Source organism: Candidatus Frankia nodulisporulans (genome assembly GCF_902806475.1).
Classification (GTDB): Bacteria; Actinomycetota; Actinomycetes; order Frankiales; family Frankiaceae; genus Frankia; species Frankia umida.
The window spans coordinates 1-9,568 of sequence record NZ_CADCWS010000170.1 but is presented as its reverse complement, the minus strand read 5'-3'; the positions used below and the strand labels follow the sequence as shown (position 1 = coordinate 9,568).

General features: G+C 72.8%; 11 protein-coding genes and 1 pseudogene. 11 read left to right on the top strand and 1 reads right to left on the bottom strand.

All coding sequences use genetic code 11. From position 1 onward, the window contains the following. From G6R24_RS14745 to G6R24_RS14725, 5 genes and pseudogenes are all read left to right on the top strand, one after another. Window positions 1-351, top strand: a pseudogene (locus tag G6R24_RS14745) (hypothetical protein); the annotation flags it as partial. Window positions 352-575: 224 nt separating this feature from the next. Further along, window positions 576-1,403, top strand: coding sequence for a class I SAM-dependent methyltransferase (locus G6R24_RS14740; protein WP_163549825.1), 828 nt, complete (start codon window positions 576-578; stop codon window positions 1,401-1,403). A 2-nt stretch (window positions 1,404-1,405) separates the two neighbouring features. After that, a complete protein-coding gene (locus tag G6R24_RS14735; RefSeq protein WP_217451661.1) occupies window positions 1,406-2,458 on the top strand; it encodes a phosphotransferase family protein in 1,053 nt (350 codons plus the stop codon). Between the two features lie 119 nt (window positions 2,459-2,577). After that, entirely contained in the window at window positions 2,578-2,922 is a 345-nt protein-coding gene (locus G6R24_RS14730; protein WP_163549824.1) for a TFIIB-type zinc ribbon-containing protein, read from the top strand. Window positions 2,923-2,996: 74 nt separating this feature from the next. Beyond that, window positions 2,997-3,437 (top strand): nitroreductase family deazaflavin-dependent oxidoreductase, encoded by a 441-nt coding sequence (locus G6R24_RS14725; RefSeq protein WP_163549823.1) that lies wholly within the window; start codon window positions 2,997-2,999, stop codon window positions 3,435-3,437. On the opposite strand, the gene G6R24_RS14720 is transcribed toward G6R24_RS14725, so the two are convergent. Beyond that, window positions 3,377-4,204, bottom strand: a complete 828-nt coding sequence (locus G6R24_RS14720) for an ABC transporter permease (RefSeq protein ID WP_163549822.1) — start codon at window positions 4,202-4,204, stop codon at window positions 3,377-3,379. The two genes, G6R24_RS14725 and G6R24_RS14720, sit on opposite strands and share 61 nt — an antisense overlap. Before the next feature lie 359 nt (window positions 4,205-4,563). On the opposite strand from G6R24_RS14720, the gene G6R24_RS22490 reads away from it, so the two are divergent. The 6 genes from G6R24_RS22490 to G6R24_RS14690 all read left to right on the top strand — a co-directional run. Beyond that, window positions 4,564-4,725 carry a hypothetical protein gene (locus tag G6R24_RS22490; RefSeq protein WP_225438546.1) on the top strand — a complete coding sequence of 54 codons (162 nt, stop codon included), beginning with the start codon at window positions 4,564-4,566 and terminating at the stop codon, window positions 4,723-4,725. Continuing rightward, on the top strand, window positions 4,718-5,131 hold the full coding sequence (locus tag G6R24_RS14710; RefSeq protein WP_163549821.1) for a hypothetical protein: 414 nt from the start codon (window positions 4,718-4,720) through the stop codon (window positions 5,129-5,131). Before G6R24_RS22490 ends, G6R24_RS14710 begins: the two co-directional genes overlap by 8 nt. A 33-nt stretch (window positions 5,132-5,164) precedes the next feature. Continuing rightward, window positions 5,165-7,759, top strand: a complete 2,595-nt coding sequence (pepN, locus tag G6R24_RS14705) for an aminopeptidase N (RefSeq protein WP_163549820.1) — start codon at window positions 5,165-5,167, stop codon at window positions 7,757-7,759. A gap of 272 nt (window positions 7,760-8,031) precedes the next feature. Continuing rightward, window positions 8,032-8,604, top strand: a complete 573-nt coding sequence (locus G6R24_RS14700) for a DUF6529 family protein (protein ID WP_163549819.1) — start codon at window positions 8,032-8,034, stop codon at window positions 8,602-8,604. A 63-nt stretch (window positions 8,605-8,667) separates the two neighbouring features. After that, window positions 8,668-9,132, top strand: a complete 465-nt coding sequence (locus G6R24_RS14695; protein WP_163549818.1) for a Rieske (2Fe-2S) protein — start codon at window positions 8,668-8,670, stop codon at window positions 9,130-9,132. 43 nt (window positions 9,133-9,175) lie between these two features. After that, on the top strand, window positions 9,176-9,568 hold a 393-nt coding region (locus G6R24_RS14690), incomplete at its 3' end, for an FHA domain-containing protein (protein WP_163549826.1).

The following is a 9,568-nucleotide window of genomic DNA, read 5'->3' as shown; positions in this document are numbered from 1 at the left end:
ACCGAAGCACCCGCGGGCCAGCGACTCGGCCGCGACCACCCGCGGCTCGCCGAGGCCCGCCAGCTGCGCCGGAACGCCCTGCACGGCGAGGCGACCGTCAGGACCGACAAGGGATACCAGGTCGTCAACGGCCAGCGCGGCAAGGTCACCGCGATCAGCCCGACCTCGCTCAGTGTCACCAGCGAGGACGGGTACGCCGCGACCTACGTCCTGACCGGCGACACGAAGTACCGCGTCGACCAGAAGACGGCGAAGATCACCGACATCCACTCCGGCGACACCGTCGCCGTGCGCGCCCGCACCACCGGCGCCACCCACACCGCGGTCGTCGTCGCCGAACCCCGGGACTGACCCGCGCGGATGTGCGCGATCCTGCCGGGGCTCGGGCGAGGAATTCGGTGTCCCGATTTTCTTCGCCGGGCCTCGGCAGTGTGTGAACGAAGGGTCGACCGAAAGGTGCTCCGTACCCGTCTCATACGATGACGGACCGGACGACGATGTCCCGCATGGCGACCCGGCACCCTCGGCTCCGGCCTGACCCGCGCCGCGTCCGCCGGGAGGAGGACGAGGGCACTGTGGTCGACACACATGTACGCACCAACCGGGAACGCTGGAACGAGATCTCGGACGAGTACCAGCGGCTGAACGGACCGCAGATCCGCCGCCAGGCGTTTACCGGCGATATCTCCTGGGGCCTGTGGGAGATTCCCGAATCGCGCCTCGGTGTTCTGGGCGAGGTCAACGGTCGGGATGTGCTGGAAATGGGGTGCGGCGGCGGGCAGTGGTCGACCGCGCTGGTCCGCCGGGGCGCTCGCGCCGTCGGACTTGACCTGTCGGAACGCCAGCTCAGCCACAGCCGTCGGCTCGCCGCCGACACCGGGCTGGGTTTCCCGTTGGTGCAGGCGAGCGCCGAGGCGGTGCCGTTCGCCGAGGCATCGTTCGACATCGTCTTCGCCGACCACGGAGCCTTCAGCTTCGCCGACCCGATCCGGGCGATCCCCGAGGCGGCGCGGGTGCTGCGGCCCGGTGGCCTGCTGGCCTTCAGCCATGTCAGCCCGATCTACGAGGTCACGGTGCGCCCCGGCCGGGACTCCCCCGGCACCCGCCTGATCCGCGACTACTTCGGTCTGCGCCTGGTCCCCGAGGCGGACGGCCTGGTCAGCATGAACCTGCCCTACGGCACCTGGATCCGGCTGTTCCGCGAGAGCGGACTCGTCATCGAGGACCTCCTCGAACCCCGCCCGCCCCGCCCCACCCAGGACGGCCAGGCGGTCTTCGACGGCCAGGCGGTGTTCGATGGCCAGGACGGCGCGGACGCGGCTTCCGGTGCACGCGAGGACGAGGCGTGGGCCCGGCGGTGGCCGTCCGAGTGCATCTGGCGGCTGCGCAAGCCGATGCTGTGACCATGCCCGGCGAGACCGCCCCCGGCGAGACCGCCCCCGGCGAGACCCTGCCCGACGGGCCCACGTCCCGTGGGTCGGCGGGGGATCTGCCTGCCGCGATGGCGCGTCTCGCCGAGCTGTTCGCACCCGCCGCGGACGTCCCGTCCCAGGCGGCGCCGTGGACGCCGGTGGTGGAGTCCCGCCGCGATGATCGGCTGATCGTGCGCTGCGGCGAGATCATGCTCAAGGCGCATCCGATCGGCACGGACCCGCGGTCGCTGGCCGCTCGGCTGCGGGTCGCCGCGCGCCCGGCGCTGCGCGAGGTGCTGCTCGGACCGCTCGCCCTGGCCGGGCAGCCGGCGACGTTCGTGGCGCGGGTCGGTTCCCAGCTGGTCAGCGCCTGGCCCGCGGGGCGCGCACTCGGCGCGCGCGACGTCGACGCCGCCCCCTGGACGCGGGCCGGCGCACTGCTCGCCCGGCTCCACCGCCAGCCCGTCGGCCTCGGCGACCTCGCCACCGTGCCCACGGCGAACGTGCTGCGCCGACTCACCGACCGCGTCACCCGGCTCCGCCCGCACGCCGCCCACCCGCTGGTCGCCCCCGTCCTCGCCGCCCATGACACGCTCGGCCGCCCGACCGCGTCCCGGCCGGGGCGTCCGACGACCGTGGTGCACGGTGACTGGCACTTCGGCCAACTCGTCGAGATACCGGGTGTCGGCTGGCGCATCATCGATGTGGACGACCTGGGCCTGGGCGATCCCGCCTGGGATCTGGCCCGTCCCGCGGCGTGGTTCGCCTCCGGGCTGCTCCCGCTGGAACGCTGGGCGAGCCTGCTGGACGCCTATCGCGCTGGCGGCGGACCGGCCGTCCCGGCCGACGACGACCCGTGGCCGGTGCTCGACCTGCCAGCCCGCGCGCTCACCGTCGAGTACGCCGCGACCGCCGTCGCCGCCCACCTCGGCCTTGGCCAGGACAGCACGTCTGATCATGGCCCGACCGGCGCGGCCGCTCCGTTGGAGGACGTCGACCGGGAGTTCGTCGCCGCCTGCGCCCGCATCCACGAGGCGCACACCTGAGTGGCGCCGGGCGCGGACCACGGTCGCGCAGGTGACTCGCCGGCGTCGGTGCGCCATCGGGCCGGTACGCTCGCGTCAGGGTCCGATTCTGGCGCTTACCGAAACGGCAGGTGGCATCTGTGAGCTACACGTTGCAGTGCCCGAAGTGTCACGCGGCGATGCGGACGTACAACCGCAACGGTGTGCAGATCGAGCAGTGCGACGGGTGCCGCGGCATCTTCCTCGACTACGGCGAGCTGGAGGCGTTGACCCGGCTCGAGGGCCAGTGGAGCCAGCCGGCCGCCCCGCCGCCGCCCGCCGCGCCCTACCCCCCGGCTGGCGGCTACCCGCAGGCCGGTCACTACGGCGCGCAGCCGGCGCCCTACGCCCAGCCCGGTCATTACGGCCAGCCGGCCTGGGGCCATGGTCAGGGCCATGGCCGCTCCAAGCACGGCGGCTTCGCCCGCATGCTGTTCAGCTCCTGACCCCGTCACCCGGCAGGTCCGGTCATTCCACCGCCGTTGTCTCCGCGGACGGGGCCGACTGGTTGACTGGGGGAATGCCACTCACCGGTGAGTACGAACCCAGCCCGGCGGCTCCGGTCCGCGATCAGGTCGCCGAGTACGAAAGCTCCGGCGGGACCCGCGGTAACGAACTACGCGGGGTACCGGTCATCATTCTGACGACCACGGGCGCGAAGTCCGGGAAGATCCGCAAGACGCCGCTGATGCGGGTCGAGCAGGACGGTGCGTACGCGGTGGTCGCCTCACAGGGCGGCGCGCCGAAGCATCCGGTCTGGTACCACAACCTCGTGGCCGATCCGCACGTCGAGCTGCAGGACGGCGCCGACCGTCGGGACTATGTCGCCCGGGAGGTCACGGGCGACGAGAAGGTCCGCTGGTGGGAACGTGCCGTCGCCGTCTGGCCGGACTACGCCGACTACCAGCGCAGGACCGACCGGGTGATTCCGCTCTTCGTGCTGGAGCCCGCGGCGTCCTGATCGGCGCCGCGGTCGGCGCGCCGGTCTGCGTCCGGATCGACGGGGCGACGGGTCGGCGCGCCGAGCTGCCAGGCCAGCGACACCGCGGCGACGCTCTGCGCGCACAGCATGCCGACGAGGACCACCAGCTGGAAGCGGGCCGCCCCGGCCGGCGACGCGCCGCCGAGCAGCGCGCCGACGAACGTCCCGGGCAGCGTGACCAGCCCGACCGTGCGGGTCTGGTCCAACGCGGGGACGAGCGCTTCGGCGACGCTGTCGCGCGCGATGTCCAGGACCGCTCGGCGCGGTGACGCGCCGAGCGCCAGCCAGGCCTCGACCTCGTCCCAGCGGCGGCGCAGCCCGTCGCCGAGACGTCGCCCCGTGAGGGTGCAGGCGGTCATCGTCCCGCCGATGATGCTGCCGGCGAGCGCCACCAGGGTGCGCACCGTGGGTGACACCGCGCCGACGGCGAAGATCATCCCCAGGGTGACACCCGCGCCCAGCAGGCAGGAGACGGCGACCCGTCGGGTCGCCGTCGTGAACCCGGCCAGGCGGCGCGACGCCGTCGCGACCGCCGCGGTCAGCATCACGGCCAGCACCGCGATGGTGGCGGGCGGCGCGGCGAACACACCGCGCAACGCGAGTCCGATCATGGTGAGCTGGATGATCGCGCGTGCCGTGGCGGTCAGCACGTCCCGGCGGCGCGGAACCCGGGCCCAGGTGAGGACCCCGACGGTGACCGCGAGCAACAGCGCCAGGCCCACGCCCAGCCGCACATCGATGCCCACCGGCCGCCCCGCCCCCGCCCACCTCACCGCGTCTCACCGCGTCTCGTCACGCCCTGCCGCGCCTCGCCACCTGCTGTGGGTCGTCGCCAGCTCGGCGAGTCCTACGATCGGTAGTAGCTGGCCGGAGGCACCTCGACGGCGAAGGGGGCATGGATGATCGCTGGTCTTGAGGCCGCGGCGATCAGCATAACGCTGGTCGCCGCGCTGGTCTGCCTGGTGCGGACAGCACGGGACCGGGCCGTGGGGGTGGGGGTTGCTGGTGGCCAGCGGTGGATGCGAGCTCGTCCTGCTCGCCCAGGCCGTCGCCGCGGTGGTGAAGCTGATCGGCGGCGAGCAGGGCGGGGGAACCGGCTGTCTTCGTGCTGTATCTGATCGGCTCGGTCCTGGTGCTCCCGGCGGGCGTCTGGTGGACGGCGGGTGAGCGCACGCGCTGGGGTAGCGCGGTGCTCGGCGTCGCGTTCCTCGCGGCCGCGATGGTGGTCGTCCGGATGGGTCAGGTCTGGGAGAACACCGGTGGCTGAGGTTCCCGTGACCGGCGGCACGGCGAGCGGGCCGGGGCGGATTCTGGTGACCGTGTACGCGATCTTCGCGGTGGCCGCCTGCTCGCGGTCCGCGGTCCAGATCGCCACCGAGTTCGACCATGCCCGGCTGGCCTATCTGCTGTCCGCGTTCGCCGCCGTGGTCTACGTCGTGGCGACGGTGGCGCTGACGCGGCGCGGGCGGCGCTGGCATCAGGTCGCGGTGGCCGCCTGTGCCACGGAGCTGGTCGGGGTGCTCGCCGTCGGCACCGCCAGTGTGCTCGACAGCGATGCCTTTCCCGACCAGGCCGTGTGGTCCACGTACGGCAGCGGCTATCTGTTCATCCCGGTCATCCTGCCGATCGTGGGGCTGCTCTGGCTGCGCCGCACCCGCGCGGCCATCCGCTGACCAGGCCCGGCCCACATCTCGTAGGTTCGCGGTATGTACACGCTCACCCGGGACGAGGCCATCGCCCGCGCGCGGCTGCTGCGCGTCGACGGCTACGACATCGAGCTGGATCTCACGGCGGCCCGCACGTCGACGGAGTTCGGCTCGACGACCCGGGTGCGGTTCAGCCTGCGCGACCCCCAGCACCCCACCGGCGGCTTCGCCGAGCTCAAGGCGGTGGAGGTGCATGAGCTGCGGCTCAACGGGCGGGTGCTCGGGGCGGCGGCGCTCGACGGCAACCGGATCATGCTCGACGAGCTCGGCGCGTCCAACGAGCTCGTCACGACGACGACGATGCGCTACTCCACCACCGGCGAGGGGCTGCACCGGTTCAACGATCCCGAGGACGGCGAGGTCTACCTCTACGCCCAGACGTTCCTCGACGACGCCCAGCGGATCTTCACCTGTTTCGACCAGCCGGACCTCAAGGCCCCGGTGCGTCTGGTGGTGCTGGCGCCGCCGGACTGGGTGGTACGCGCGAACGGCGCCGGCCACCAGACCGCGCCCGGACGCTGGGAGTTCACCGAGACGCCGCCGCTGGCGACCTACTTCGTCACCGTGGTCGCCGGGCCGTACCACGTCATCGAGGACACCCACGACGGGATCGCGCTCGGGCTGCTGTGCCGCCGGGCGCTGGCACCGCATCTGCGGGCCGACGCGGCGGAGATCCTTGAGGTGACCAGGGCCTGCCTGGACCGCTACCACGAGCTTTTCGCCGACCGGTACCCGTTCGGCAAGTACGACCAGGCGTTCGTCCCCGAGTTCAACGCCGGGGCGATGGAGAACCCGGGCTGTGTCACCTTCCGCGACGAGTTCGTCTACCGGTCGGCGGTGACCGACGCCGAGCGGCAGCTGCGCGCGGTCGTCATCGCCCACGAGATGGCCCACATGTGGTTCGGCGACCTCGTCACCATGCGCTGGTGGGACGACCTGTGGCTGAACGAGTCGTTCGCCGAGTACATGGGCTACCGGGTCACCGCGGAGGCGACCCGGTTCACCGACGCCTGGACGAGTTTCGCCGTCGGCCGCAAGGCCTGGGGTTATGCCGCCGACCAACGGCCCTCGACCCATCCGGTCGCACCCGTCGACGTCGCCGACACCGCCCTCGCCCTGCTGAACTTCGACGGCATCTCCTACGCCAAGGGTGCCTCGGTACTGCGTCAGCTCGTCGCCTGGGTCGGCGAGGATGCCTTCCGCACCGGCCTGCGCGCCTACTTCACCCGGCACGCCTTCGCCAACGCCTCCCTGGACGATCTGCTCTCCGCCCTGTCCACGGCCAGCGGACGGGACCTCACCGGCTGGGCGCAGGTGTGGCTGCGCCGCGAGCAGGTCACCACGCTGACCCCGCGGATCGCCGTCGACGACGCCGGACGCCTCAGCGCCGTCACCGTCCGCCAGACCGCCCCGGCCCGCTATCCGACGCTGCGCCCGCACCGCGTCGCCCTCGCCGTCTACGGCGAGGGCGCGGACGGTGTGGCCGGCTCGCCGTTGGGGTTGCTGCGGCGGGTCGAGGTCGATCTCGCCGCCGACGCACCGGACGGTGACACCGCCGTCCCGGAGCTGGTCGGCACCCCGGCCGGACGGTTGCTGCTGGTCAACGACGGCGATCTGACCTACGCCAAGACCCGGTTCACCGTCGAGCACCTCGAGGCCCTCCCCGACGTCCTGCCCCGCCTCACCGACCCGCTGACCAGGGCCGTCATCTGGGCGGCTGCCGCCGACGCGACCCGCGACGCGGTCTGGCCCGCCGAGCGCCACCTCGACCTCACCGAGGCCGCGCTGCCCAGCGAATCCCAGCTCGCCGTGTTCGAGGACGTCCTGCGGTTCGCCCGCACCATCGCCCTCAACCGCTACCTCGCCCCCACCGACCGAGGCGACCCCGCCGCTCGCCTGTACGCCGTCTGCCGGCAGGTGCTCGCCGAGGCCCCGGCCGGCAGCGGACGTCAGCTGTCCGCCGCCCGCGGCACCATCGGTCTCGCCGGGACGACGGACACCGCCGAACTCGCCGGGTGGCTGTCCGGCCGGGACGTCCCTCCCGGTCTGGTCGTCGACCCGGAACTGCGCTGGACGTTGCTGCACCGGCTGGTCACCCTGGGCCAGGCCGGGGAGCGTGAGATCACTGCCGAGGCCGACCGGGACCGCAGTGCCCGCGCCGCCATCGCCCATCCCACCGCCAAGGCCCGCGCCTGGGATCTGATCATGCTCTCCGAGCAGCCCTCGGCCCGTCTGGTCACCGCCAGCGCCGACGGCTTCTGGCAGCCCGAGCAGGAGCAGCTCACCGCGTCCTACGTCGAGCGCTACTTCGAGCAGGTACCGGCCATGGCCACCCGCCGCACCCCCCACGCCGCCCGTCAGATCGCCTTCGCCGCCTACCCCCACTTCGCCGTCTCCCCGCGCACGGTGCGCGCGGCCGACGCCCTGCTCACCCGCCATGACCTTGGCCGGGTCCTGCACCGTGTCGTCGTGGACGCCACCGACGACCTGCGTCGCGCCGTGCACGCCCGCGCGCTCACCGCTCGCCTCGCCATGGCCCGTCTCACCGGCTCCACCGGCCTCACCCGCCCCGACGGCCCCGGCGGCCCCTCGTAGCACACCCGACCGCGCATCCGAACAATGGACGGACAAGCCGCAGGTGCTCGGGTTAAAAACGACCAGACGGCAAAAAATGGTCAATACCCTGTCGCGCCAGCGACGATCGGGACCGGGAGATCGCCCGGTCGGCCATTGTCGCGGGACAACGGCGACCTTCGGGGCACCTTAACCATGATCAATATGGCTATGATCTGCGGCATATGCCCCCGAGCGGGGGCAGCCGCGACCAGGCGGGGACACCTGGTCGCGGGGAGTGAGGGGGACGGGGTATGACTGTCGACGCACAACCGTCGGCCAGACCGGGGTCTCGGGGCACGGCGGTGGCCGGTGTGCTGCTGCTCGGCGCCGCTGTCGCGGTGGCCACGGGCGTCTATGCGAAGGTTCACGAACCGGCTGGAAAGCCGCTGTTCGACCTGGGTTTCTCGGGCACGTTGCCGATGAAGGCCTGGTTGACGACGGCGGCCGTGGTGTTGGCGCTGGTGCAGCTGACCTCGGCGCTGTGGATGTGGGGGCGGCTGCCCGGGGCGGGGGCGGCGCCGGGCTGGATCGGGCCGCTGCACCGGTGGAGCGGGACGACGGCGTTCGTGCTGACGTTGCCGGTGGCGTTCACCTGCGTCTGGTCGCTGGGATTCGCCACCGGTGAGCCCAGGGTGGTGGCGCACGGTATCGCCGGTTGCGCCTTCTACGGGGCGTACGCGGCGAAGATGCTGAGCCTGCGGGTACGCGGAATGCCCGGCTGGGCACTGCCGGTACTCGGTTCGCTGGTGCTCTCGAGCCTGGTCGCACTCTGGCTGACCGCCTCGCTGTGGTTCTTCACGCAGTCCGGCATCCCGCATGTCTGAGCGGGGCGAGTTCGTCGCGCCGATGCCCGTTGACCGCCCGCGCTCGAACCCTAGGACGACGTCATGACGCAGGAAGCGCCGAGCCGGCGGTTGGTTGTTCCCGGCATCGTGGTCACCGTCGCCGGCGGTGCGGCCGGGTACGCCGTCGCCCACAGCAGTGACGCGGCCAAGCCCGACGACGCCGCGGCTGGCTCGACCGCCGCGGGTGGCGGTGGCGGTGGCGGGGGCGCGGGTGGTGCGGCCGCGCCGCTGGCCAAGGTGGACGACGTGCCGGCGGACGGCGGGGTCATCCTGGCCGGCGCCGGCGTCGTGCTGACCCGGGACGCGACCGGCACGGTCCAGGGATTCTCGACCGTGTGCACCCATCAGGGCTGCAAGGTGAGTTCGGTGGCCAACGGCCGGATCAGCTGCCCCTGCCACGGCAGCGCGTTCGACACCCGCACCGGCGAGCCCGTCGCCGGACCCGCGAAGACCCCCCTGCCCCCGGTCCCGGTGACCGTGCGCGGCGGCGATGTCTTCCCAGCCTGATGGCTCCGCGCCGGCGTCCCGGAGAGGACATGCAGTGAACGTGATGCGGATCGTCACCCCGTCCGGCGAGGTGGTGCTCGAACCCGAGCGCGACCATGTCATCGGCCGCGGCCGGGACTGTGACGTGGTCATGTCCGATGGACGGGTGTCCCGCCGGCACCTGCGCCTGGAGTCGACCGCGGACGGCTGGCTCGCCCGCGACATCAGCTCCAGCGGCATCTGGGTGGACGGTTCCCGGGCCAGTGTCGTCCCCCTGCGCGGCGGCGAGGTGCGGGTGCGGCTCGGTGCGGCCGACGGCCCGGCCGTGACGCTCATCCCGCCGCCTCCCCCGGCTCCCGCGGCGCCCCCGGCTCCCGTGCGTGGTGCGGCGGCGCCGTTCGAGCCGGACGTCTCCGATCAGGAGACGATGCTCGCCGGCTCGGGTGCGCCCACCGGT

Coding starts and splice junctions, on each gene's coding strand:
- G6R24_RS14735 (WP_217451661.1), top strand. CDS start 1,406: ATGCCCGGCGAGACCGCCCCCGGCGAGACCGCCCCCGGCGAGACCCTG.
- G6R24_RS14725 (WP_163549823.1), top strand. CDS start 2,997: ATGCCACTCACCGGTGAGTACGAACCCAGCCCGGCGGCTCCGGTCCGC.
- pepN (WP_163549820.1), top strand. CDS start 5,165: ATGTACACGCTCACCCGGGACGAGGCCATCGCCCGCGCGCGGCTGCTG.
- G6R24_RS14700 (WP_163549819.1), top strand. CDS start 8,032: ATGACTGTCGACGCACAACCGTCGGCCAGACCGGGGTCTCGGGGCACG.
- G6R24_RS14695 (WP_163549818.1), top strand. CDS start 8,668: ATGACGCAGGAAGCGCCGAGCCGGCGGTTGGTTGTTCCCGGCATCGTG.